We start from the raw sequence: 24,157 nt of genomic DNA, 5'->3' as shown, positions 1-24,157 counted from the left end.
ATTGAACATCGCCGAAAAAATTAAAGTTAAAAACTACGATTAAAAATTACCTAAAAACCACTCTTTCATTTTCTGTACTGTCTGCTTCAAGCCACCGCCTTGTGACGCCACACGGCGACCACGCAAATGCTGCGCGCGTGCCTCGTGGAGCAAACCCATGGCTGTTGCAAAACGTGGTGTGCGAACCATGTCAGCCAAACCACCTGCGTAATCGGGCACGCCAATACGCACGGGCTTCATGAAAATATCTTCACCAAGTTCTGCAATACCAGGCATCAAACTGGTGCCACCGGTCAACACAACACCAGAGGACAACAATTCTTCGTAACCCGATTCACGCAACACTTGCTGCACCATCAAGAACAACTCTTCAAGACGCGGTTCGATGACAGCAGCCAGCGCTTGTTTTGATAAAGTTCGTGGATCACGCTCGCCAATACCGGGTACATCAATTTTGGCGTGTGGGTCGGCCAGCACTTGCTTGGCCACACCATGGCGAATCTTGATTTCTTCTGCATCGGGTGTGGGTGTGCGCAGTGCCATTGCAATGTCATTGGTGATTTGATCGCCCGCAATTGGAATGACTGCTGTGTGGCGAATTGCGCCGCCAGTGAACACCGCGATGTCGGTGGTACCACCGCCAATATCAATCAGCACCACGCCCAATTCTTTTTCATCTTCGGTCAACACAGCCATGCTGGAGGCCAGCGGTTGCAGCATCAGGTCTTGCACCTCAAGGCCGCAGCGGCGAACACACTTCACGATGTTTTGTGCAGCAGACACTGCCCCCGTCACAATGTGCACTCGGGTTTCCAGCCGAACGCCACTCATGCCCAGTGGCTCGCGCACATCCTCTTGCCCGTCGACAATAAATTCCTGTGGCAACACATGCAGAATTTGCTGATCGGTTGGAATGTTCACTGCCTTGGCGGTTTCAATGACGCGCGCCACATCAGCCTGGGTCACTTCGCGTTCTTTAATCGCAACCATGCCCGACGAGTTGAAACTGCGAATGTGACTACCCGCAATTCCTGTGAGCACAGTTTTAATTTTGCAATCCGCCATCAACTCGGCTTCTTCCAAAGCCTGTTGAATGGAATGCACGGTGGACTCAATATTGACCACCACACCTTTTTTCAATCCTCGCGATTCATGTTGCGCCACGCCAATGACTTCGAAGCGGCCATCTGGCAACAGCTCCGCAACCATGGCCACAACTTTCGCAGTGCCAATGTCCAGCCCAACTATCAAATCTTTTGGCTCTTTGTTCATGGTGCCTAGTTTCAGTATTTCAAATTCAGTTCAATTTCACGCTTGAAGCGCCTGCGGGTTTTGAAACCGCCAAACGCTCGCCCTTTACTGCAACACCCCTTGGATAGCGCAGATCGATTCTTTCCACTGCGGCCATCACCTGGCTTGTAATTTTTGGATAAACCGCCAGCAGTCGATCCAATTTCTGTTCAATGCTGAAATTCTCTTGGGCTCGCCCCAGTTCGATGGTGATGCCAGTGTCGGTTTCTATTGACCAGGCATAACGATCGGATAACTCCACACGTGAAGGCCACATGCCCAGCGTTTTCAGTTTTTCGATACTTGACACATACATTTTGGAGACGAGTAATTCGCTACCTGCAGGCCCATTCAACACAGCCAGCTGCTGGTCTTCCGCCACCTCGGCCAGGTTGGCGGAGAACACTTCACCATAGGTGTTGACCAGTCGTGTTTCACCCCACAAAGCAAGTGGCGTGTGGCCTTGAATTTGTATGCGCAAACCACTGGGCCAGGTACGCTGCACAACTGCCTTGCGAACCCATGGCTGAGCCTCGACTTGTTCACGCACTTTTTGCAAATTGGCCGAGAAAAAAGTACCTTCAATTTTCGGCAACACATTGGCCTTGAATCCGATCAAGTTCACGCGCTCTACGTCACCCATCAACTCGACGCGCTTTAGCTCGAATACCGGGCGCTGTATTAACCACTGAATACACGCGTAGCCCAGCAACACCAAAGCCAGCGCTGAGAACAGCCCGGCAATAATGCTCATGAGTTTGTCGTCGTTCCAGATGGCGCCCAGCATTTAGCGTGTACCCCCCACGTTCAATCCAGATGCTTTCAATCGCGCACTGGCGGCAATTTGCATCACAAGATCGTCGTACTCCACACCGCTGGCTCGTGCGCTCATGGGCACCAGTGAGTGGTCCGTCATGCCTGGCGATGTATTCATCTCAAGCAACCAAGGCTTTCCACTTTCATCAACCAATACATCTGCACGGCCCCAGCCTGCACAGCCCAACACTTGGTATGCCTTTACACAAAGGGCTTGTACTTCCAATTCAAAAGCGGCATCCAGCCCACTCGGACAGAAATACTTGGTTTCGTTGCCAATGTATTTGTTGTGGTAGTCGTAGTTGCCATCGGGGGCCTGAATGCGAATCACGGGTAGCGCATGCGCACCAGCACCTTCGCCCATCACAGGAACGGTCAACTCTTGCCCGCTCACAAACTTCTCGGCAAGCACATTCGGGTCGTACTTGTAAGCCAGCTCAAAGGCGGCTTGAAGTTGATCTGCTGTTTTTACTTTGGTCAAACCCAGGGTTGAACCTTCCTGCGCTGGTTTTACAATCAAGGGCAAGCCCAAGCGTTGCACCACTTCATTCACATTGAAGCCAGGCTCAAGGCGAACGTAATCAGGTGTAGCCAAGCCTTGGCTGATCCATGCTGCTTTGGTCAGGATTTTGTCCATGGACAAAGCCGATGCAGTGACACCACTACCGGTGTATGGAATGTTCAACCACTCCAGCACGCCTTGAATTGTGCCGTCTTCACCGAAACGGCCGTGCAGGGAAATCACCGCGCGATCAAATCCACCCTGCGCCAGTTCCACCATGCTGCGTTCAGCAGGGTCAAAACCATGCGCATCGACGCCGTTGCGCTGCAAGGCGGCCAACACCATGCTGCCCGACTTCAGCGACACTTCCCGTTCAGCCGAGCGGCCCCCAAACAGCACCACGACTTTCCCCAGACTTTTTGCATCCACGCGAGCACTCATGGTTTGCCTCCTTGAGCGTTGGCCACCAAACGGCTGGGCAAGGCGCCGATTGAGCCAGCGCCCATGGTGATCACCAAATCGCCATCTCGGGCAATATTCAAAATCGTACTTTCCATCTCATTCATGTCTTCTACAAATACGGGTTCAGTTCGTCCGGCTACACGCACGGCACGGGCCAGTGATCGACCATCTGCAGCAACAATCGGTGCTTCACCGGCGGAATAAACCTCGGACAAAATCACGAGGTCGGGTGTGCCCAACACTTTTACGAAGTCCTCGAAACAATCGCGAGTACGTGTGTATCGGTGAGGCTGGAAGGCAAGCACCAAGCGCTTGTCAGGGTAGGCACCACGCGCGGCCGCGAGTGTAGCAGCCATTTCAACGGGGTGATGACCATAGTCGTCGACCATCAGGAAGTGGCCTCCCTCTTTGGCGGCCACTTCGCCGTAATGCTGAAAGCGACGGCCAACCCCATTGAATTTTTCCAGGGCAGCGACAATTGCTTCATCGGAAACACCAATTTCCGTGGCCACAGCGATTGCAGCGAGCGAATTGCGCACGTTGTGGTCGCCAGGCAAATTCAATGTAATGTCGAGCGGCGCCTCATCTTCACGTAGCACCGTAAACTTCATTTGCCCTTGGCAGGCTTGTACATTCACCGCCCGAATTTGCGCCTGCTCCGACAGCCCATAAGTCACGATGGTCTTGGAGACAAACGGCATGATTTCGCGTACGCAAGGGTCGTCGACACACACCGCCGCCACACCATAAAAAGGCAAACGCTGAGTGAACTCGACGAAGGCTTGCTTCAGACGTGCGAAGTCGTGCCCATAGGTTTCCATGTGGTCGGCATCAATGTTGGTAATCACTGCGATCACAGGCATCAAGTTCAAAAACGAGGCATCCGATTCGTCAGCTTCAACCACCATGAATTCGCCTGTACCCAATTTGGCATTGGCACCCGCCGAGTTCAAACGCCCACCAATCACAAAGGTGGGGTCAAGCTTGCCTTCAGCCAAAATACTGGCCACCAAACTGGTGGTGGTGGTTTTACCGTGCGTTCCTGCAACAGCAATGCCCTGTTTCAAGCGCATCAATTCCGCCAGCATCACGGCCCGGGGTACTACAGGCACTCGCGCGGCGCGCGCGGCCAATACTTCCGGGTTGCTGCCGCCCACGGCTGTAGAGGTGACTACTGCATCTGCACCAGCAATGTTTTCGCGTTCATGCCCGGTGAATACCTTGGCACCCAATTTGGCCAGTCGTTGAGTGACGGCTGAATCGGACAAATCTGAACCACTGACCTTGTATCCAAGGTTGATCAATACCTCGGCAATTCCGCTCATGCCAGAACCGCCAATACCAACAAAGTGCACGTGTTTGACTTTGTGTTTCATACCTTCGCAACCTGTTCAATGTAATCCGCCACTTCTTGAGTGGCTTGTGGTTTGGCAAGAGCCCTTGCTCGCTCCGCTTGCGCCTGGCAGTCGCCCCGGCTGGTTTGCTGCATCCAGTTGGCCAGCCAGGTGGCATCCAGTTCATGTTGCTGGCGCAACCATGCGGCGTTTTCTTTCACCAGAAAACCTGCATTGTGCGTTTGGTGATCATCCACCGCGTGCGGAAAAGGAACAAACAGGGCAGCAACACCAATGGCAGCCACTTCAGCCACGGTCATGGCACCGGCCCTGCAAATAACCACATCCGCATGGGCCATGGCACCTGCAACATCATCAATAAAAGCAACTTGCTGAGCAGTCACACCGGCTTTCTCGTAGTTGTCGCGCAAGGCGGGTAAATTCTTTTCACCGGCTTGGTGTACCACCTCGGGCCGATTATCAGCAGGCAGCAAAGCCAAGGCCTTGGGTACAACATCGTTCAAGGCTTGCGCGCCCAAACTTCCACCCAGCACCAATAATTTAAGTGGGCCTGTGCGCCCCTTAAAACGCGCAGCTGGCTCGGGCTGGCTGTAGATCATTTCGCGCACTGGGTTACCCACCCAGTTCGAGTTGGGCAAGGCATAGGGAAAGGCAACCAGATTGCGGTCTGCCAGTTTCGCCAACACTTTGTTGGTCAGGCCTGCCACCGAGTTCTGCTCATGCACCACCAATGGAATATTGAACAGGCTGGCCATCATACCCAGTGGAAAGGCCACGTATCCGCCCATGCCCAACACCACAGACGGCTTGGTTCGACGAAGGATTTGCACGGAAGTCCAGAAAGCACGGAGCAGTTTCAGCGGCATCAACACCTGTTGCAAAAGCCCCTTGCCGCGAAAGCCGGAGAACACCAAGGTGTTCAATTCAACACCGTGCGCAGGCACCAGTCGACCTTCCATGGCCTGGGGGTTTCCAGCCCACTGAACCTGCCAGCCGCGCGCCTTCAATTCGGAAGCCACACTCAAGCCAGGAAAAATATGACCACCAGTTCCACCTGCAGCAATCAATGCCAATCTCTGCGCCTTGCTCATGCGGCACCTCCCCGCATCATGGTTCGGTTTTCATGATCAATTCGAAGCACAAGAGCCAGGGACGCACAGGTCACCAAGATTGCAGAACCGCCGTAACTCATCAATGGCAATGTCAATCCCTTGGTCGGCAGTACGCCCAAGTTCACGCCCATATTGATAAAGCACTGAACAGCAATCCAGATACCCACACCCTTGGCCACCAAGCCAGAGAACGTGCGCTCCAGTGCGATCGCTTGGGCACCCACCGCGAAGCATCGCTTAACGATGTACATAAACAGCAGAATGACGATTGTCACACCTACAAATCCGAGTTCTTCACCGATCACTGCGAGCAGAAAATCGGTGTGTGCCTCGGGCAGATAATGCAGTTTTTCCACACTGCCACCCAGTCCGACTCCAAGCACTTCGCCCCGCCCGAACGCAATGAGGGAGTGCGACAGTTGATACGCTTTATTCAAGGCGTTGTCGCCTTCCCAGGGATCGAGGTAGGCCAACAAACGCGCACGACGATAATCGCTGAATGCAATCAACATGGCGAATGCGCCACTCAGGGCAAAGAGGACACCAAAAAATACGCGGGCGTTAATGCCCCCCAAAAACAAAATTCCAAATACCACCGTAACAATCACAATGAAGGCGCCCATGTCAGGCTCAAGCAAGAGCAGCATGCCCACCAGGAACATGGCCATGAACATGGGGAACAACACCTTTCCAAAACGTTGCATGTAAGCCTGCTTGCGCACGGTGTAATCGGCTGCGTAAATAATCGCGCACATTTTCATCAATTCAGAGGGCTGAATATTCAGTACATACAACGACAGCCAACGCCTTGCACCATTCACTTCCTTGCCAATGCCTGGAATCAACACGAGTACCAGCAATGCGATGCAGCACAGAAAGACCAGTGGCGCCAGATCTTGCCAGGTTTTCATCGGAATCTGAAATACACAGAACGCCGCTGCAAACGCGACGGCAATGGACACGGCATGTCGAACCAAGAAGTGAGTGGTTTGATAATTGGCGTATTTGTTGGAATCAGGCAAAGCCACCGTGGCTGAATACACCATCACGAGGCCGAGAAACAACAAGGCCAACACGGCCCAGATCAATCCTTGATCAATGGCCTGGGATACTGCGAACCCACGATTGACCCGATACATGGACGAAGACGACATGCCACCGCCCGCAGCCGTGGCAGGAATCAGGCTTTTGAATTGCATGCTGTTCTGGTCTTTCTTGCCCCACTTGCCTAGCATGGTTGCCCCCTGTCAGCCGCAATGGCTCGAACAGCATCCACAAACACCTCGGCACGGTGCACATAATTCTTGAACATATCCAGGCTTGCACAGGCGGGACTCAGCAGAACGCAATCGCCTTCTCTTGCCTTGCTGGCTGCCAGCTCAACAGCCTGTTCCAGAGTGCTTGCTTTTTCACAGGGCACTTGCGCGGCTGCAAGCGCGTTCAAGATGTTGTCGGCGTCTTTTCCGATCAACACGACATGTTTGCAATAATTGGCCACGGGTTGTATCAACGGCGAAAAGTCCTGCCCTTTGCCGTCGCCCCCTGCGATCAATACCGTGGATTTGGCAAGCCCATTCAATGCTGCCACGGTGGCACCCACATTGGTGCCTTTGCTGTCGTCAAAATAATCAACGCCATTGATCTGAACCACGTGTTGAACACGGTGCGGCTCGCCCTGATAACTGCGCAAACCATGCAACAATTTGGCCATGGGCATGCCCAACCCCTGGCACAGTGCCAAGGCAGCCAGTGCGTTGCCCGCATTGTGCAAACCAACAACCTGAAGCGCTTCGGTCGGCATCAACAGCTTTTGGCTGGGCTCAACCTCCTCTTGCTTCCTGCGCCGGTTAGATACCGGGGTTTCCTGATCGCCCACCAACTGGGTCAACCACAACATACCGCCTTCCCGAATCAAGCCAAAATCGTTGGCATGAACAGGCGCACTCGTTCCAAAAGTGATTGCTTGTGTACCAGCAGGCAATGTGGCGCTGGCTACCAACGCATCATCGCGATTCAGCACACACACGCCACCAGCCGAGAAAATCCTGAATTTGTCCTCGGCGTATTCCTGCATGTCAGGATGCCAGTCAAGATGATCTTGCGAAATATTGAGCACCGTCGATGCGTCAAACATCAAACGCTTTGTCCAATGCAACTGGAAACTTGATAACTCGAGTACCCACACATCGGGCAAATCGCCTGCTTCCAATTGTTCACGCAAAGCATCCATGGCAGCCGGGCTGATGTTGCCGGCAGCCACCGCTTTTTTCCCAGCAAATTGCGCCAAACACTCAACCATCCGCGTGGTGGTGGTTTTGCCGTTTGTCCCTGTAATACCCACTACCTGCGGCTTGTAGCCCCGCTCTTGTTGCAAGGCCTCCAGCGCATCAGCAAACAGATCAAGTTCAGAATCTACCACCGTGCCATGCAATTCAGCCTGCGCGAGAACAGCCACCATCAATGGGTGAGAAGGCGGCAAGCCTGGCGACACCACCACACGATTGAAGTCCCAGTTCAAATCCGCAACAGAATTAAATACTTGCACATCGGACTGCATGGTTTGCAGCTCCTGCAAGCCAGGGGGCGTTTCTCGCGTGTCAATGACGGTCAGCCGGGCACCTTGCGCAAGCGCCCAGCGCGCGCAAGCCAAGCCCGACTCTCCGAGCCCGACTTGCAAAACCGACTGATCAAGAAGCAAATTCATTTATTCCAACTCAATTTCAACGTAGTTTCAAAGTCGACAAACCAATCAGTACAAGAATCATCGTGATAATCCAGAACCTCACGACAACCTGGGTTTCTTTCCAGCCACTGAGTTCATAGTGGTGATGCAGTGGCGCCATTCGGAATACCCGTTTCCCGCCGCTGTATTTGAAGTAAAGCACCTGGATCATGACCGAAAGAGTTTCAGCCACGAACACACCACCCATAATGAACAACACCACTTCCTGACGAACAATGACAGCCACTGTCCCCAAGGCGCCACCCAGTGCGAGTGCCCCGACATCGCCCATGAAAACCTGAGCGGGGTATGCATTGAACCAAAGAAAAGCCAAACCAGCCCCGGCTATGGCGGCGAGAAATACCGCCAGTTCGCCAGCGCCGGGAATGTAAGGAAGTAGCAGGTATTTTGAGTAAACCGCGTTACCGGCTACATAAGCAAAAATTGCCAAAGCAGAGGCGACCATTACAGTTGGCATGATCGCCAGGCCGTCCAAACCGTCGGTCAAATTCACGGCATTGCTGGTGCCCACGATGACAAAGTAGGTCAGTGCAATGAATCCCCAAACGCCCAATGGGTAACTGATGGATTTGAAGAAAGGAACAATCAGGTCTGCATTGTTCGGCAAATGCATGGAGAAGCCGCTTTCAACCCAGGCTACAAAAATATCCAGCACCTCTTGTCCGCTTTGGGCAGACACCGCGAATGCCAGATAAAACGCACAAATCAGGCCGACTACACTTTGCCAAAAGTATTTCCATTTTGCAGGCAAACCCTTGGGGTTGCGGTAGACCACCTTGCGGTAGTCATCCACCCAACCAATCCAGCCAAAACCGAAGGTCACCAACATGACCACCCACACAAAGCGGTTTGAGAGGTCTGCCCACAACAAAGTTGAGATACCGATACCGATCAGCACCAGCGCCCCCCCCATGGTTGGCGTTCCTGCTTTGGCCAAATGTGTTTGCGGACCATCGTCACGCACTGACTGCCCAATTTTGTACTGAGTCAGCTTTCGTATCACCATCGGCCCAGCCACCAAACCCACCAACAACGCGGTGGCGCATGCCAACACGGCACGCAAGGTCAGGTAATTGAAAACACCAAATGCGCGAATATCTTGCGCAAGCCACTGGGTAAGTTCAAGAAGCATGGTTAGCCTCCCCGGAGTGATGTTGAACCAGCGCTTGAACAACACGCTCCATTTTCATGAAACGGGAGCCTTTGACCAGCACAGACCAATGACCTTGCTTTGTTGTATTCATTGTGTTTTCTATCAAGGTTTCTATGTTTTTAAAATGCACCGCGCCGTCACCAAACGCAGACACAGAGTGCACAGTCGCTTCGCCCAATCCGTACAATCGCTTTACACCTGCCTGTTTTGCAAAGAGACCCACTTCGGCATGGTATTCATCCGACTGATTGCCTACCTCGCCCATATCACCCAGCACCAGCAGAGTATTTCCAGCCTGCTGGCTGAGCACCTTGCTGGCTGCATTCACAGAATCGGGATTGGCGTTGTAGCTGTCATTAATCAGTAGAAGCGAGGGGCTGTTCAATGCAATCTGCAAGCGTCCGCTCACCGGCTGAAATGAATTCAAACCCGCTTGTATGGCGTCAGTGGAGCAGCCAGCCGCATGGGCAGCAGCAGCGGCTCCTGCTGCATTTGCAAAATTGTGCTCACCGATAAAACCGGGCCGCAGCTCAAGAAATTTGTCTAGCACTTTCAGCACTGCAGAAGATTGGTCATTGCCACTGACTGCGGGCAACAATTCAAAATCAGCGTCATGTCCGAAACGCAAAACGCTTTTACCGGTTGACTGCGCTTGCCAACAGTCATCGAACTCGTTGCTCACCGGAAACACAGCACAACCTTCCGGCGACAGGTGGGTAAATGCACTACCGTTTTCTTGGGCCACAGCCAGCACGGTTTTCATAAACTCCTGATGTTCACGCTGCGCATTCGTCAACAACACGACATCAGGCTTCACCAGGCTCGAAAGATAAGCAATCTCGCCCGGGTGATTCATACCCATTTCAATCACGGCCATTTGATGATGGCGTCGTAATTTCAATAAGGTTTGCGGCACGCCAATTTCATTATTCAAATTGCCAGCGGTCACCAACACCTGCTCTTCACCACACTGCGCCTTACAAATACTGCCCAACATTTCCTTGCTGGTTGTCTTCCCGTTGCTGCCCACCACGGCAAACACTTTCAATTCAAATTGCCTTCTCCATGCGCTCGCCAAAGCACCCAAGGCAAGGCGTGTATCGCTGACCACAAACTGGGCAATCGGCAAATCAAGTACGCGGCTTGTTACTAGCGCAGCCGCGCCCGAATCTATCACTTGTGCTGCGAAATCATGAGCATCGAATCGCTCACCAATCAGACACACGAACAGATCACCTTTGGCAACCTGGCGACTGTCGGTTTGAATCAATCGAACAACGCCCTGCACCGCGGGTGCAGGCTGAGTCAACTGGCTACTCAAAGCAGCCGCAACGTGTTCAAAAGCCCAATTCAGCTCAAGCATGGGCACCTCGCTTGCCAAGCACAGCCAAAGCGCACTGCGCATCGGAATGCGCAATAACCTGTGTGCCAATCGTTTGGGTACTTTCGTGCCCTTTGCCTGCCAACAAAACCACGTCTTGCGCATTGGCGTTGCGAATTGCAAACTCAATCGCTACAGGCCGATCTGCCTCAACATGAACTTTGCCCATTTCCGCTTGCGCAATACCCGCACAAATTTCCTGAAGAATACTTTCTGGTTTTTCACTGCGCGGATTGTCCGAGGTCAGCACCACTGAATCGGCATTGGCTGCGGCCACAGCACCCATCAAAGAACGCTTGCTGCGGTCACGATCGCCACCGCACCCGAATACCACCCAAAGCTTGCCCTTCCGCTTGTTGACAAAGGGACGAAGCGCCAGCAGTGTTTTTTCCAAAGCGTCCGGCGTGTGCGCGTAGTCAACCACCACCGCAGGTCGACCTTCAATATGCTGCATGCGTCCAGGCGCGGGTGTTACCACGCTCAAAGCATCTTTCACCTGGCTTGCATCGTAGCCAAGTCGCACCAATGTGGCGAACACCAAGGCCATGTTGTCGGCATTAAATTCACCAATGATTGGTGTATCAATCTGAGTACTAACGCCATTGAATTTCAACTCAATGCGCTGACCCTTCTCTTGGTGGGCAACATTCAAGATCTGACACTCGGCGGAATCCGCATGCCCCACAGCAGTGCAATCAATATTTCGCCCCTGAACATGCGCGAGAAATTCCCGGCCGAAAGAATCATCTGAATTGACCACAGCCAATCGTAGAGTCGGCCAACTGGCAAGAATCATTTTGGAGCGACCGTAAGCCGCCATATCGCCGTGGTAATCCAGGTGATCCTGCGACAAATTGGTAAACAGCGCCACATCAATACTTACACACGCCAACCGTCGCTGCTCGAGCCCAATCGATGAAGCTTCAATGCAAACGGTATCAAAACCTTCTCGACGCAATTCATGGAGCAAATGATGAACACCGACCACGTCAGGTGTGGTTAGGCCCGTGTGCGCTTTCAAGTGATCAGGCTCGCCATATCCCAACGTGCCGATTACTGCCGCCTTTTTACCCAGACGGCCCAAGGCTTGTGCCAGCCAACGGGTTACCGTCGTTTTCCCGTTGGTGCCAGTCGCCGCAATAATCGTCATGGCATCACTGGGGGTTTCGTAATAACCAAAAGCCAGGTCAGCCAGCATTGTTTTCAGGTGCAACACGGGCAACACACTGGCGCTTTGATAAGCTCGCTGATCATCGTAATCAACCAACACCAAACCGCAACGCTGCTCAAGCAACAAATCATCGGCCAAATTGCGCGGGTCAAATTTTTCGCCTGGCACCGCGAGAAAGACATCGCGAGGCCCAGTCAAACGACGATGGTCTGTCACCAAGCCCGAGCAATCTGCATAAAATCCACGCTCGTGAAGCTCAGCCAAGACTTCTGACACCGAATGCAGGTAGGCGCTGATCATAGGCGACTCCCTGCTGCGCTTGGCGCAGCAACAAACTTGCGCAATTGTTCTGTTGACTCAATCGCATCTGGCTGCACATTCAAACGCGTCAGCACGCTTTTCGTAATCACCGAGAAAACCGGTGCAGCAACAAGGCCACCGTAATACACGCCGCCCTTGGGCTCATCCACCATAATGGCCACGATCACGCGCGGATCAGAAACCGGCGCCAAGCCAACATATGAGGACACATACTTGTTAACGTAACGACCGCCCTCTTGTTTGTGTGCAGTGCCTGTTTTACCCGCCACGCGGTAGCCTTGCACCTGCGCCTTGGGGGCCGTGCCCTCGGGGCCAGAGGCAAGCTCTAGCATGTGCAACATGCTATCCGCCACTTTCGCATCAACCACACGATGAGACAGCACAGGATCTTGCGGCCCACGCTTGATCAACGAGGCCGGAACGAAATTCCCCTTGTTTGCAAAAATGGTGTAGGACTGCGCCAACTGAATCAAGGACACGGAAATACCGTGCCCGTATGACATGGTGGCCTGCTCAATGGGTCGCCATTTGTTCCAGGGGCGTACACGGCCAGCCACGGCACCAGGAAACGCAATGGATGGAGTCTGCCCAAATCCAAGCAGATTAAAAAAGTCCCACAGATCTTTTCTCTCCAGCTCAAGCACAATTTTGGATGTACCTACGTTGCTGGATTTCTGAATGATTTCTTCAACAGTGATAACACCGTGCGGCTTGGTGTCATTAATCGTTGCCGGCCCGATCGACATGCGTCCATTGCCAGTGTCAATTTTTGTACTCGCCTTTACCTTTCCCTGATCCATTGCGAGCGCCACACCAAAAGGCTTCAGAGTGGAGCCTGGCTCAAACATGTCAGTGAAGACCCGATTACGCAATTTTTCCCCATGCAACTGCCCCCTGTTGTTGGGGTCGTACGTGGGAATATTGGCCATGGCCAGCAACTCGCCGGTTTTTGCATCCAGCACCACTGCCGCAGCAGCCTTCGCCTTGTGTTGCTCCACTGCTTTTTTCAATTCAGACAACACGATGTACTGCACATCCGCATCCACAGACAAGACCAAATCCTGTCCATTGACGGGAGGGCGCAATTCGCGAATATCTTCAATCACATTGCCCAAACGATCACGCAACACATTTCGCTCGCCATCTTCACCTGTCAGTCGATCATTGAACGCAAGTTCAACACCCTCCTGACCTTTGTCTTCAATGCTGGTGAAGCCCACCAAGTGGGCCATGGTCTCGCCCTGTGGGTAATAACGCTTGCTTTCAGTCACAAATCCCAAGCCCGGAATCTTCAAGGCTTTGGCTTTCGCTGCAACATCGGAATCCACTTGCCGATCCAGGTAAACGAACGCGCGCTTGCTGTCTTTGCGCATCTGAGCAATCATTCGATCAGGCTTCAAACCCAATACCGCAGCCAGTTTACGCAAACTCTCATCTTTCGCGTCACCAATTCGGCGGCCGTCATACCACACAGCTTGGGCTGGAACGCTTTGCGCCAACACCACCATGTTTCGATCCAGCAAACTTCCTCGATTGGCTTGTAGCGGTAAGGTGCGCTCAAGTCGCTTCGCACCCTGCTCCTGCAAAAAGTCGTTCGACATGATTTGCAGGTAGGCTGCGCGCGCAATCAATCCACTAAATGCCAGAAAGATGCACACCAAAACAAAACGCGATCGCCAGGCTGGCAATCGCATCTCCAATAGTTCTGACCCACCGAAACGGACAGCTTTACTCACGTTGAAAGCCCCCCTCCAGCTGCATGAACACAACAGACCCGGGTACAGGCGGACTCATATTCAGGCGCGTTCGTGCAACTTCGTCAACACGTTCACCTTTGGCCAGTGCCACTTGCTGCAATTGCAAACGCGAGAAGGCAACTTCAATCTGGTGCTCAGCCTGTTGCTCCTGACCCAGTGCCACAAACAAAGTGCGTGCAGCATGCTGCTGCTCAACCACCAACATGGCGCAAAAAATAACCAAAGTCAGCAACAGAATATTCAAGCGCCCCATGCTTTGCCTCCGACAGGAACACGATCCGCCAACTCAGCCAACTTCTCAGCCACACGCAATACCGACGAACGCGAACGAGGATTCAACTCACACTCTTCTTTGGTGGGCTTGATCCGATCCAGCTTTTTCATCAATGGCGTGGGCTCAGGCAATGGCAATTTCCGCAGCCGTGCGTCCTGCTGCGACTTTGGATTCGCCAGCTTCTCAATGAACTGTTTAGCAATTCGATCTTCCAGCGAGTGGAAACTGATCACCGCCAGCCTACCCCCCACCTTCAATCTCTTGAATGCCGCAGTTAAACCTTGTTCGAGCTGCGCAAGCTCCTGGTTGACGTGAATCCGTAAAGCCTGAAAGGTGCGCGTTGCAGGGTCCTGGCCCGGCTCCCGCGTGCGAACTGCCCCTGCCACGATCTGGGCAAGGTCGAGTGTTGTAGTGATCGACCGCTCCGCGCGGCGAGCAACAATCGCTGTTGCAATCTGAACAGCAAACCGTTCTTCCCCATAATTCTTTATCACCTCTTTGATTTCCCGGGCATCAGCCCGAGCAAGAAAATCGGCCGCTGACTCTCCAGTCTGCGGATCCATGCGCATGTCCAACGGACCATCTCTACGGAAGCTGAATCCCCGCTCGGCTTGATCAATTTGGGGTGACGACACGCCGATGTCCATCAACACCCCGTCCACCTGATCAATACCAAGCGAATCAAGCGCCAACTCAAGATCAGCAAACGCGCTGCGAACACCTTGAAAACGAGAGTCTTTGATTTCACTCATGGCTTGTACCGCCTGGGGATCCCGATCAAGGGCAATGAGCCGCCCCCTGTCAGAAAGGCGATCAAGCAAAGCGCGGCTGTGCCCACCTCGCCCGAAGGTGCAATCCAGATAGACGCCATCAGGCTTGTGCAACAGCGCCTCAACCGTGGGCTGAAGAAGCACGGGGATGTGTTCATCGATACCCACCTTCAGAAACTGAATTCGTTCAGTGATTCAGGCATGCCCGCAGCAATTGCCTTTTCCTCTTCCACCTTCAACAACGTGGAATCCCAGATCTCGAAGTGACTACCCATTCCCAACAACATCACTTCCTTGCTCAGTGAAGCGGCTTCACGCAATTCTGGCGACACGAGAATGCGGCCTGCTGAATCGACTTCAACATCGGTGGCGAAGCCCAGGAAAATACGTTGCCAAGGACGGGCAGACATGGGCCAAGCGGCAATTTTTTCTCGATGCTGCTCCCAAATCGGGCGCGGAAACATCAACAAACAGCCGTTGGGGTGTTTTGTAAGCGTCAAGGCTCCCTCGCACTGCGTTTGCAGCGCATCACGATGCTTCTGTGGCACATTCATGCGCCCTTTTGCATCCATGGATAAGGAAGAACTGCCTTGATACACGCGAATTAATTTCCCACAAAATCACACAAATCCCCACGAATCACCACTTTACGCATTATGAAATGGGTGGTCAAGCAGTTCTCTCGAGAAAACGCTTTGCAACCAAGGACTTAGAAGCACTTTAAAGAAATTAATTAGGAAAAAACAGTTGAAAAAATAAGGGCATAAAGACAATACTGAAAGTAATGTCTTAAGAAATATCGAGGGATTAAATCTTGATGAAGGGAAGTAGAAAGCGCGCCTGTAAGCCGGATTCTGTTCAATGGCTTTGCAGCCAAAGTGACAATCATTCCTCTAGGCTGAACATTGCTGCTCAGCTCAAGCCACCTACCCGCGCGCTCGGGGAGCGCCGTTGGCGCATAAAGCGCCTGCGCGCCTATTTGGTGTTGCTCCAAGTGGGGTTTACCTAGCCAGCCTTGTCGCCAAGTCTGCGGGGGTCTCTTACACCTCCGGTTCGCCCTTGCCTGTGAAAGTTACCTTTCCATCGGCGGTGTGTTTTCTGTTGCACTTTCCGTCGCTTTCAGTCTTGTTGACAAAACCTATGACGCCTGGTCGTTAACCAGCACCGTGCTCACTGGAGTCCGGACTTTCCTCTCCCTGAAATTCAGGCAGCGACTGTCCGACGCACTTTCCGAGAACAAGTGTAGACCCATCCCAAACAAAAGCCAATCTTTCATGAGATGAAGAAACCTGACGTGTTGGCTTCGCGCGATAAACAGTCGGGTCTTCATAAAAGCCGGGCACATCGGAATCCTGAAACCAACCAGGCACACCCATCACCGGCAAAGGACTCAAATTGCCCGGGCCACGAAGTTGCTCAACCACCAACAACGCCAATCTTTGCAACTCAGCCGAACTTAAATCGAGTGAGGGCACCTGGACCGGTATCACCTTGGCACACAAACCTTTGTGAGCCTTGTGCATGGAGTCGAGCAAACCGTGCCCCAGCAAAAGCACCTTGGCGCGATCGTGCCATTTCTCTCGCTGATCAAGCAGCAAAGTTTTCCAGTCGTGGTTCACCAGGGCATTGCACAGCGAAAACTCCGTGGTCAAAAAAAGTGCACCGCTTTCGTCAAACAAAGTCAGGGCATCCCGCAAACGGCTTCGACCATTTGCAGAGAAGTCCACCGCAATATTTTCAGAGTAATTGGCGTCTTCAATGTGACGTGAATTGATCAGCTGCTTTACTTGGGGAAAAGCCAACCACACTTGACCGTTGTACCAGTCATGGGAAAGATCCCGCGTAGGAATTTCACCGCTTTGAACAAACCGCTCATATTCAAGCGCCCCCAAATTATCTGTTGAGTGCTGAAATCGGGGAAGCGCATGAACAGACCGATCCCGTTGATGATTCAAAAGACGCGAAACATCACCCGCTCGATCGATGTGAAAACAGAAACTGGCACTGTCCCCACCGTAAGGCCAAAGCCACGGGTTGACACTCGAAGTTTCCACCACACTCATCGAAGTCGCGTGACTGTCCAGTCAAGCACCTCGCCGGCCCTCAAGGGCACAATGCCGCTTTCGGTCAGAAACGGCAGCCTCTGAGGCACTTCAAACGGCTTGCGTTGCAGTTCAAACGCCCCCTCGTTCACAGGCAGACCGTAAAATGCCGGACCATTCAAACTACAAAATTTTTCGAACAGTTCGCTGTTCTCCAACGCACCAACCTGTTCAAACGCCTCTGCGTACATGGCCATTGCATAAGGTGCTGAATAACAGCCCGCGCAACCGCAAGACATTTCTTTCAAATGCTTGGCATGTGGTGCACTGTCTGTTCCTAAAAAAAACTGGGGCAAACCACTTGTCGCTGCGCTCAGCAAGGCCTTGCGATGCACCTCACGCTTCAACACGGGCAAACAGTACCAATGTGGCTGCAACCCCCCCTTGAATAAAGCGTTGCGGTTGTACAGCAAGTGTTGCGGTGTAATGGTTGCTGCAAGAAGCAACCTGCCTTGCGCGTCACGCCCTGAATTCTCTGTCACAAAGGTAGCCGCCTGCTCTGTGGTGATGTGTTCAAAGACCACCCGCAAATTAGGAAACTGTCGGCGCAATGGCCTCATGACCGTTTCAACAAATGCAGCCTCGCGATCAAACACATCCACATTGATGTCCGTCACCTCACCGTGGACCAACAAAGGCAAACCATGAAGCTCCATCGCCTGCAACACAGCACCACACTGACCCAACAGGTCCGACACACCCGCTTCTGAATTCGTTGTAGCCCCGGCTGGGTACAACTTCACTGCCTTGACCACCCCACTGCCCGCAGCCTTCTCAATTTCCTGCGGGCTGGTGGCGCCAGTCAGATAAAGCACCATCAGTGGCTCAAACTGGCGCATGACGTCTTGGTCCTGAACGCTATAGCCGCCGGTCAGGCAGGCCTTTTCCACAGCATCAAGAATTCTCTGGCGATAGGCTACGGCTTGGTCCACCGTGGTAACCGGCGGCTTCAAATTGGGCATGACAATCGCGCGTCGGAAATTCAGCGCAGTGGCCGCAACCACATGTTCAAGGGCCTCCCCGTCGCGAAGGTGCAAATGCCAGTCATCGGGCGGGGCAATCTGAATGGTCTGAATCATGAGAGGGCGGTGAAAGTTGACAACGTTTTTGTATTTTACCTCACGCGGATTGTTCTAAATTTCTCAGGGCTTGCCGATCAAGATAATCCTCAAATCATTCACATTGGTCATTGTTGGCCCGGTCGTCAACAAGCGATCCAGTCGCTTGAAATAGTCGTAACTGGTGTGCTGGTCCAAATGCAACTGCGGTGCAAGCTTGGCAGCCTTGCTGCGCTGTTGATCACCAGGCAACATCAATGCGCCGGCATGGCCACCAATTCCATCGATACCATCGGTGTCTGCGGCAATTGCGGCAACCTCAACTGTTGAATTCAAGTCACGAAGGTAAAAAGCCAAGGCCAACAAAAACTCAGAATTACGACCACCTCGAGCCTGCCTCAACTGGGTGTCATTCAGGGTTACCGTACACTCGCCACCACTGATAATAGCCAGCGGCGCTGCAGGCCAACCACCTTGACCCGTCGCAGCCTGCCTGGCAATGGCTGCATGTACCTGCGCTACATTTCGGGCCTCCCCCTCCAGGGTATCCCCAAGGTTCAGCACTTTGTACCCTTTTCCTTCAAGATGATGGGTCACCGCATTCAGTGACTTCAAATTGCTGGCCAGCAAGTGTGTTTTCACTTTACGAAAAACCAGCGAGCTTCGTTTTGGCGTATCCGGCACCGCCTCCCTCAACCCTTTCTCCAGGTACTTTGTGATGGAATGAGGCACCTGCACTGCCCAACGCTTGATTACCTCGATTGCGTCATGAAAAGTACTCTCATCGGGACTGAAGGGACCCGACGCGATCGATGAGGGATCATCTCCCGGAACATCGGATATCAACAACTGAAATACCGGCGCACGGCAAACCTGAGCCAACTGACCACCCAGCGTTTGTGTCACGTGTTTTCGAACAATATTCATCTCATCAATCGGCGCTCCGCATGCCAACAAGGCACGGTTCAACTGCTGCAAATCGACAAAAGGAATGTCACGCACGGGCACGCTCAACAAACTGGAACCACCCCCCGAGACCAGAGCGATCACGGCATCGCTGGAAGGCACTTCCGAAATTGCTTTGTGCAATCGTCGCGCAGCCCGCTGCCCATCTTCATCCGGCACTGGATGCGCAGCCTGCACCACTTCAATGGTCGAAGTTTTTACTTCATGACCACGTCGGGTTACGACAAACCCCTGTAGTTTTTCCGAAGTACCAGCCACACCTTCAAGCGCTTTGGCCATGGATGCAGCCGCCTTTCCCGCGCCAAATACCCAGACGCGCTCCCGCTCTGGCGCCAACTGACTTAACCAAGGCCTGATCTGTTCTTGCCAGGCCTCTTGCAAGGCCTGTTCAGGCTGAGCAGCCAAAACTCCAACATTAAAAACCTCTGTTAAAAGGTCTTTGTAAAAATCATCCTTCTCAGACATGAAAAGTCTCTTAAAATAAAAATTAATTAATCAACAATTTACCAATTAAACCATGTGTCAATTGCTCGGCATGAACTGCAACACGCCAACCGACATCCAATTTTCATTCGAAGGCTTTGCCAAACGCGGCGGCCTGACGGATGAACATGCCGACGGCTGGGGAATCGCATTTTTTGAAGGCTCTGCCGCGAGATGCTTTATTGATCATCGCCCCGCCTTCGATTCGCCAGTCGCAGAATTAATCCGGAACTACCCGATTCGCTCCTACAACGTCATATCCCATATTCGCAAGGCAACCGTCGGACAGGTCAAGCTGCAAAACTGCCATCCATTCATTCGCGAACTTTGGGGACAGGCCTGGGTATTCGCTCACAACGGCGACTTAAAAGAATTCAACCCAACGCTACAGGGCGACTTTTTGCCCATAGGAGAAACTGACAGCGAACTCGCCTTCTGCCTATTGCTGCAAACCCTGAAGAATGAATTCGGCTATCGCACGGCAGAGAATCGCCCCAGCGTTGCCGAAATAGATGCCGTGCTTCGCCCCGTGTGTGCTCAAATTTCAAAGCACGGTACATTCAATATGCTGTTATCCAATGGCCACGCCATGTACACGCACTGCTCAACCAAACTTGAATACATTGTCCGCGCACATCCATTCAAGGCCGCACATTTGGTTGACTGCGACATTCAAGTCGACTTTGGGGCCGTGACCACACAAAACGACCGGGTTGCTGTTATTGCAACCGCCGCACTCACCAACGATGAAGTGTGGACACCTTTTACACCCCAGTCATTTCTGGTCTTCGAAGACGGTCGACCCGTCTTGGAAAACGGGCTCGCCCTGTCTTCATGAGCACTGAAAACCGTAGGACAAAGGAAGACCACGCTCTAGCTCATCCAGCAGTTTTTCACGTTGCTCAAGGGGTAAATCACCCAAGGCCCCTGTTGCCTCATAAAATCGCCCGAAACTTTGACCACACAGAATATGCAACGCTTTAAACGCAGGCACATATTGCGTGTACAGGCCAGACACACCCAACTTCGCATTGTTTAAATCCTCGGCCATAAACCGGTCATAACCACTCCAGCCGCCCCAGGATGCTTTCAACTGGGCATAATCAGCATGCAACTGATCGAAACGCTTTTGCTTCAAAATCAACACCTGCTGTTTGTCCTTGCCCTGACTATTCCGATAAATCTGCTCCAGGTCATTGCGGGTTTGCGCCAACATCTGTCTAAAGGCATTTCTGCGTGAGTCGAACGTGTCATATTGCAATTTCAGAGTCTCTCGGCCCGGCTGGGCGAGCCATGCATTCACACCCAATTCCTCCACAGCAGTCGCAAAACTCTCGTTGAACATCGTGTCATTGGCAATGTAAACCACCTGGTGTGCAAGCTCATGAAACACCAGCCGGGCCAACTCACCCGCAGGATAATTCACGAAAGTATTGAGAACAGGGTCTGGCGTAAAGCCCAAGGTTGAATAGGCCGGCACACCCAGAACCGCAACATCCAGACCTTGCTCGCGCAGAACACTTGCCAGTTCGACTGCATCGGATTCCGAGTAAAACCCCTTGTAAGAAATACAGCCGATCAAAGGAAAACACCAGGTCTCCAGAGTCAAACTGTCTGGCTGAGAGGCAACCACATTCCACACGGCATACGCACGATTCAAATCAGCGTAAGTTCTGTAGCTGCGATTATCGGGAAGTCCAAGACTGTCGACAGAAAACCCCCGAATCTCTTGCACATACTGCAATTGAGTACGCAGCTTCTCCGGAACATCTGGCCTGGACAAGACCTCGTCAATGTTTTCCGCAGCCGCCAAAACACTCAAATGCCCTGCAGTCGCTTGCCAAAAATAGGCTCCAGTGCTGCAAGCGCCCAATAAAAACGCACACCCCAACGCCAACCCCAAAAATGCACGCCGCAGAATCATTCGCACCAAACCTACTTTGAAGAACACCCATAGTAAAGCACGGTGATTGCCACGATGGAGAAAACCTGCGATTCTTATTGCCTGTACCAAAACAGCGAAGTTTGTTGTGAATCCGAGCAAAATTGAATCCTGGGTAAATACCCGTCGAGACATCCACGCCCATCCCGAATTGCGTTACGAAGAAAACCGTACTGCAGAGATCGTCGCGAAACGCCTTATTGAACTGGGTTATGAAGTAGCGACAGGCGTTGGTCAAACAGGCGTTGTAGGCCTGATACACGGCAAGCGGGGATCAGGAAAAATGGTTGGTCTGCGTGCTGACATGGACGCGCTACCCATTCAAGAACGTAACGAATTTCCGCATGCGTCGCGTCATCCCGGGAAAATGCATGCCTGCGGTCATGATGGCCACGTGGCCATGCTGTTGGGCGCAGCTCAGGAAATCGCCGAAAACACGAACTTCAAGGGCAGCGTGGCCCTCATTTTTCAACCGGCAGAAGAAGGCGGAGCCGGCGCCCAGCGCATGATCGACGATGGTCTTTTTGATCGATATCCTGTTGATGCGGTGTTTGCCATGCACAATTGGCCGGGGCTGAAAGAAGGAGAGTTTGCAGCGCACTCTGGCGCGGTTATGGCCTCGAGCAATGAGTTTTCAGTGAAAATTCAAGCCAAAGGTGCGCATGCCGCCATGCCTGATCTCGGCGTCGATCCAGTGGTAATCGCCGCACAACTTATCCTCGCATTTCAAACCATCATTAGCCGCACATGCAAGCCGGTTGATCCCGCAGTGTTGTCTGTCACGCAAATTAAGGCAGGCGAAGCAATCAATGTCATACCTGACCATGCAATCTTGCAGGGCACCGTACGTACGTTCAGCATTGAAACGCTGGACTTGATTGAACAGCACATGAGAAAAATCAGCACAGACCTTTGTGCAGCTTTTGGTGCTTCTGCGGAAATGACATTTGAACGCAAATACCCACCCACAATCAATTCAGCCGACATGGCTGAACTGGCGAAAAACGCTTTAAATAAAGTGCCCGAGGTCTCGATGGTGCATTCCAGTCTTCCGCCCACAATGGGCGCAGAAGATTTCGCATTCATGCTGCAGCACAAACCCGGCGCCTACCTGTGGATCGGCAACGGCGACGGCGGCCACCGCACGCATGGCCATGGCATTGGCCCATGTACATTGCACAACCCCACCTATGATTTCAACGACAAAATACTGCCGCTCGGCGTCAAAGCCTGGTTGGCAATTACGCACGATTTCCTGGGAAGCGACTGACTTATTTCACTCGGTAACCCAATAAAGCCTCAAACTCATGCTGCTTTGGGCGACGCCCCATCAAAAGCAATTCCCCTTGATCTGGCACCACAGTCAATGAATAGACCTTGCTACTCTTCTTGAGTGGCACCCATGACCTGCCTTGAACCAGCATCATTTCTTCGAAAACCGCGGATTCAATCACAAAATGCTGTTTTACCCGTTCAAGCACACCGTTCACAGGGGCCGACATCACTCGCAACACCCCAGGTGTGGAATCAAAAGTAGACACAAGAATCAAGCGGGAAGCTCTGCGCGCTGCGTCGAGTATCAGTTGGGGATCCATGCCCACAGCCGCTGCGTACAAGGCATCCTCCGGCAGCTTGGAAAACAGCGTTTGATCAAGGGAAAATACCTGCTGATAACCCAGTTCATCTGCTTGGTCATAATGGCTTAGCATTGCTTTTTCTGCCGGCAGAAGAAAGAACAGATCACTGTGCTCCGAACGGAATCCTTGTTGACCTACATAACCAGCCCCCCAGGTAGCGTCCACAACATTCCAGACACCATTTATTTTGACAGCATTCCAAACGTGATTGACCGGTTTCCCCATCCGCATCGCGGTTGCCGGCCCACCTTTCACCAATCCGTAAATGGTCTTGACCTCAAGGCCTGCCATATTCATCAAACGATGTGTGACATTGGCATACACAGCACAACTACCGCCGCCTAGCTTGTGAAGCGTTTCAAGTGGGTACTGGGAGGGGTCACCAATTCGACGGGCAAGCCGAGCATCATGTTTAAAATGGTGGGTAACCCACCGGTAGATTAACCACGCTTTCTCCTCATCATTCGATGCGGCTGAAAGTAGTGCATGCAATCTGGACTCAAGGTGCGGTATTCGCTTGGCAAGTGTTTGCTGGAAATGAGCATTAAGCTGCTGATGACGAGAGCCCTCTTCAAGCGCATGTGAAGCCAATGGGAAAATCAACAAGAGCAAACACACAAGACGAGACCAACAGCCAGAAAGACAATTCAACTTCAATTCCAAAAGAAACAAAGGGAAAGCAGGAAAGATATAGGAATTGATACAGGTAGATACGAGACAGGAATATCTTCCAGACAAACAGGTTCGTTCTGGAAAGTATAGAGAAGAAATAAAAAACCCCGCCTCGTATTGAGAGCGGGGTTTTTTGGTATTGGAGAGCCTGACGATGTCCTACTTTCACATGCGAATGCACACTATCATC

Annotated in this window: 21 protein-coding genes, 1 other RNA gene and 1 pseudogene; 2 read left to right on the top strand and 21 right to left on the bottom strand. The window is 52.5% G+C overall.

What is annotated here, in order from left to right:
- Nucleotides 1–39 precede the first annotated feature (39 nt).
- The 18 genes and pseudogenes from ftsA to ACVL1J_RS09790 all read right to left on the bottom strand — a co-directional run bounded on the left by ftsA (nucleotide 40) and on the right by ACVL1J_RS09790 (nucleotide 19,698).
- On the bottom strand, nucleotides 40–1,272 hold the full coding sequence (gene ftsA / locus ACVL1J_RS09875) for a cell division protein FtsA (protein ID WP_138519404.1): 1,233 nt from the start codon (nucleotides 1,270–1,272) through the stop codon (nucleotides 40–42).
- Between the two features lie 25 nt (nucleotides 1,273–1,297).
- Entirely contained in the window at nucleotides 1,298–2,077 is a 780-nt protein-coding gene (locus tag ACVL1J_RS09870) for a cell division protein FtsQ/DivIB (RefSeq protein ID WP_159572480.1), read from the bottom strand.
- Nucleotides 2,078–3,049, bottom strand: coding sequence for a D-alanine--D-alanine ligase (locus ACVL1J_RS09865; protein ID WP_159572478.1), 972 nt, complete (start codon nucleotides 3,047–3,049; stop codon nucleotides 2,078–2,080).
- Nucleotides 3,046–4,446 (bottom strand): UDP-N-acetylmuramate--L-alanine ligase, encoded by a 1,401-nt coding sequence (gene murC / locus ACVL1J_RS09860; protein WP_341236563.1) that lies wholly within the window; start codon nucleotides 4,444–4,446, stop codon nucleotides 3,046–3,048. The genes ACVL1J_RS09865 and murC overlap by 4 nt, the downstream gene beginning before the upstream one ends.
- Nucleotides 4,443–5,516: an undecaprenyldiphospho-muramoylpentapeptide beta-N-acetylglucosaminyltransferase gene (gene murG / locus ACVL1J_RS09855; protein ID WP_159572476.1), complete on the bottom strand. Its 1,074-nt coding sequence runs from the start codon at nucleotides 5,514–5,516 to the stop codon at nucleotides 4,443–4,445. The genes murC and murG overlap by 4 nt, the downstream gene beginning before the upstream one ends.
- Nucleotides 5,513–6,736, bottom strand: a complete 1,224-nt coding sequence (ftsW, locus tag ACVL1J_RS09850) for a putative lipid II flippase FtsW (protein WP_371717465.1) — start codon at nucleotides 6,734–6,736, stop codon at nucleotides 5,513–5,515. The genes murG and ftsW overlap by 4 nt, the downstream gene beginning before the upstream one ends.
- Nucleotides 6,737–6,765: 29 nt before the next feature.
- On the bottom strand, nucleotides 6,766–8,241 hold the full coding sequence (gene murD, locus ACVL1J_RS09845; RefSeq protein ID WP_341236564.1) for a UDP-N-acetylmuramoyl-L-alanine--D-glutamate ligase: 1,476 nt from the start codon (nucleotides 8,239–8,241) through the stop codon (nucleotides 6,766–6,768).
- Between the two features lie 16 nt (nucleotides 8,242–8,257).
- The gene (mraY, locus tag ACVL1J_RS09840) at nucleotides 8,258–9,412 is read right to left on the bottom strand and encodes a phospho-N-acetylmuramoyl-pentapeptide-transferase (protein WP_008250398.1); all 1,155 of its coding nucleotides are present in this window, start codon (nucleotides 9,410–9,412) and stop codon (nucleotides 8,258–8,260) included.
- Nucleotides 9,402–10,796 (bottom strand): UDP-N-acetylmuramoyl-tripeptide--D-alanyl-D-alanine ligase, encoded by a 1,395-nt coding sequence (locus ACVL1J_RS09835; protein ID WP_341236565.1) that lies wholly within the window; start codon nucleotides 10,794–10,796, stop codon nucleotides 9,402–9,404. Before ACVL1J_RS09835 ends, mraY begins: the two co-directional genes overlap by 11 nt.
- Nucleotides 10,789–12,285 (bottom strand): UDP-N-acetylmuramoyl-L-alanyl-D-glutamate--2,6-diaminopimelate ligase, encoded by a 1,497-nt coding sequence (locus tag ACVL1J_RS09830; protein WP_491665329.1) that lies wholly within the window; start codon nucleotides 12,283–12,285, stop codon nucleotides 10,789–10,791. Before ACVL1J_RS09830 ends, ACVL1J_RS09835 begins: the two co-directional genes overlap by 8 nt.
- Complete coding sequence (locus ACVL1J_RS09825; RefSeq protein ID WP_341236577.1) at nucleotides 12,282–14,000, bottom strand: peptidoglycan D,D-transpeptidase FtsI family protein; 1,719 nt, start codon at nucleotides 13,998–14,000, stop codon at nucleotides 12,282–12,284. Before ACVL1J_RS09825 ends, ACVL1J_RS09830 begins: the two co-directional genes overlap by 4 nt.
- A 34-nt stretch (nucleotides 14,001–14,034) precedes the next feature.
- Entirely contained in the window at nucleotides 14,035–14,316 is a 282-nt protein-coding gene (gene ftsL, locus ACVL1J_RS09820; protein ID WP_341236567.1) for a cell division protein FtsL, read from the bottom strand.
- A complete protein-coding gene (rsmH, locus tag ACVL1J_RS09815) occupies nucleotides 14,304–15,275 on the bottom strand; it encodes a 16S rRNA (cytosine(1402)-N(4))-methyltransferase RsmH (protein WP_341236568.1) in 972 nt (323 codons plus the stop codon). The genes ftsL and rsmH overlap by 13 nt, the downstream gene beginning before the upstream one ends.
- 2 nt (nucleotides 15,276–15,277) lie before the next feature.
- Nucleotides 15,278–15,706 carry a division/cell wall cluster transcriptional repressor MraZ gene (gene mraZ, locus ACVL1J_RS09810; protein ID WP_159572460.1) on the bottom strand — a complete coding sequence of 143 codons (429 nt, stop codon included), beginning with the start codon at nucleotides 15,704–15,706 and terminating at the stop codon, nucleotides 15,278–15,280.
- A 228-nt stretch (nucleotides 15,707–15,934) separates the two neighbouring features.
- An RNA gene (rnpB, locus tag ACVL1J_RS09805) (RNase P RNA component class A) lies at nucleotides 15,935–16,337 on the bottom strand.
- A 131-nt stretch (nucleotides 16,338–16,468) separates the two neighbouring features.
- Nucleotides 16,469–17,170: pseudogene (locus tag ACVL1J_RS09800) on the bottom strand (DUF3025 domain-containing protein); the annotation flags it as partial.
- Entirely contained in the window at nucleotides 17,167–18,288 is a 1,122-nt protein-coding gene (gene pyrC, locus ACVL1J_RS09795) for a dihydroorotase (RefSeq protein WP_341236570.1), read from the bottom strand. The pseudogene ACVL1J_RS09800 and the gene pyrC, both read right to left, overlap by 4 nt.
- Nucleotides 18,289–18,351: 63 nt before the next feature.
- Nucleotides 18,352–19,698: a glycerate kinase type-2 family protein gene (locus ACVL1J_RS09790; RefSeq protein WP_341236571.1), complete on the bottom strand. Its 1,347-nt coding sequence runs from the start codon at nucleotides 19,696–19,698 to the stop codon at nucleotides 18,352–18,354.
- A 52-nt stretch (nucleotides 19,699–19,750) separates the two neighbouring features.
- On the opposite strand from ACVL1J_RS09790, the gene ACVL1J_RS09785 reads away from it, so the two are divergent.
- Nucleotides 19,751–20,554 (top strand): class II glutamine amidotransferase, encoded by an 804-nt coding sequence (locus ACVL1J_RS09785; RefSeq protein ID WP_341236572.1) that lies wholly within the window; start codon nucleotides 19,751–19,753, stop codon nucleotides 20,552–20,554.
- Here ACVL1J_RS09785 and ACVL1J_RS09780 read toward each other — a convergent pair.
- The gene (locus tag ACVL1J_RS09780; protein ID WP_341236573.1) at nucleotides 20,549–21,640 is read right to left on the bottom strand and encodes an aminopeptidase; all 1,092 of its coding nucleotides are present in this window, start codon (nucleotides 21,638–21,640) and stop codon (nucleotides 20,549–20,551) included. The genes ACVL1J_RS09785 and ACVL1J_RS09780 overlap by 6 nt on opposite strands.
- A 106-nt stretch (nucleotides 21,641–21,746) precedes the next feature.
- On the opposite strand from ACVL1J_RS09780, the gene ACVL1J_RS09775 reads away from it, so the two are divergent.
- On the top strand, nucleotides 21,747–22,928 hold the full coding sequence (locus ACVL1J_RS09775) for a M20 aminoacylase family protein (protein WP_341236574.1): 1,182 nt from the start codon (nucleotides 21,747–21,749) through the stop codon (nucleotides 22,926–22,928).
- Nucleotide 22,929: 1 nt separating this feature from the next.
- Here ACVL1J_RS09775 and ACVL1J_RS09770 read toward each other — a convergent pair whose 3' ends face one another.
- Together ACVL1J_RS09770 and ACVL1J_RS09765 are read right to left on the bottom strand one after the other, a co-directional pair.
- On the bottom strand, nucleotides 22,930–23,886 hold the full coding sequence (locus ACVL1J_RS09770) for a transglutaminase domain-containing protein (protein WP_491665328.1): 957 nt from the start codon (nucleotides 23,884–23,886) through the stop codon (nucleotides 22,930–22,932).
- Nucleotides 23,867–24,157 (bottom strand): hypothetical protein (locus ACVL1J_RS09765; protein ID WP_491665327.1); only part of this gene is annotated, 291 nt, incomplete at its 5' end. The genes ACVL1J_RS09765 and ACVL1J_RS09770, both read right to left, overlap by 20 nt.

This window comes from Limnobacter sp. G6BE5S (genome assembly GCF_058448965.1).
The sequence above is the reverse complement of the archived record's forward strand: the minus strand, read 5'-3'. Positions and strand labels throughout refer to the sequence as shown.

Bases quoted from the DNA above. Each gene is read 5' to 3' on its own strand.
- ftsA (WP_138519404.1), bottom strand. From the start codon at position 1,272: ATGAACAAAGAGCCAAAAGATTTGATAGTTGGGCTGGACATTGGCACT.
- ACVL1J_RS09870 (WP_159572480.1), bottom strand. From the start codon at position 2,077: ATGCTGGGCGCCATCTGGAACGACGACAAACTCATGAGCATTATTGCC.
- ACVL1J_RS09865 (WP_159572478.1), bottom strand. From the start codon at position 3,049: ATGAGTGCTCGCGTGGATGCAAAAAGTCTGGGGAAAGTCGTGGTGCTG.
- murC (WP_341236563.1), bottom strand. From the start codon at position 4,446: ATGAAACACAAAGTCAAACACGTGCACTTTGTTGGTATTGGCGGTTCT.
- murG (WP_159572476.1), bottom strand. From the start codon at position 5,516: ATGAGCAAGGCGCAGAGATTGGCATTGATTGCTGCAGGTGGAACTGGT.
- ftsW (WP_371717465.1), bottom strand. From the start codon at position 6,736: ATGCAATTCAAAAGCCTGATTCCTGCCACGGCTGCGGGCGGTGGCATG.
- murD (WP_341236564.1), bottom strand. From the start codon at position 8,241: ATGAATTTGCTTCTTGATCAGTCGGTTTTGCAAGTCGGGCTCGGAGAG.
- mraY (WP_008250398.1), bottom strand. From the start codon at position 9,412: ATGCTTCTTGAACTTACCCAGTGGCTTGCGCAAGATATTCGCGCATTT.
- ACVL1J_RS09835 (WP_341236565.1), bottom strand. From the start codon at position 10,796: ATGCTTGAGCTGAATTGGGCTTTTGAACACGTTGCGGCTGCTTTGAGT.
- ACVL1J_RS09830 (WP_491665329.1), bottom strand. From the start codon at position 12,285: ATGATCAGCGCCTACCTGCATTCGGTGTCAGAAGTCTTGGCTGAGCTT.
- ACVL1J_RS09825 (WP_341236577.1), bottom strand. From the start codon at position 14,000: ATGCGATTGCCAGCCTGGCGATCGCGTTTTGTTTTGGTGTGCATCTTT.
- ftsL (WP_341236567.1), bottom strand. From the start codon at position 14,316: ATGGGGCGCTTGAATATTCTGTTGCTGACTTTGGTTATTTTTTGCGCC.
- pyrC (WP_341236570.1), bottom strand. From the start codon at position 18,288: ATGATTCAGACCATTCAGATTGCCCCGCCCGATGACTGGCATTTGCAC.
- ACVL1J_RS09790 (WP_341236571.1), bottom strand. From the start codon at position 19,698: ATGTCTGAGAAGGATGATTTTTACAAAGACCTTTTAACAGAGGTTTTT.
- ACVL1J_RS09785 (WP_341236572.1), top strand. From the start codon at position 19,751: ATGTGTCAATTGCTCGGCATGAACTGCAACACGCCAACCGACATCCAA.
- ACVL1J_RS09780 (WP_341236573.1), bottom strand. From the start codon at position 21,640: ATGATTCTGCGGCGTGCATTTTTGGGGTTGGCGTTGGGGTGTGCGTTT.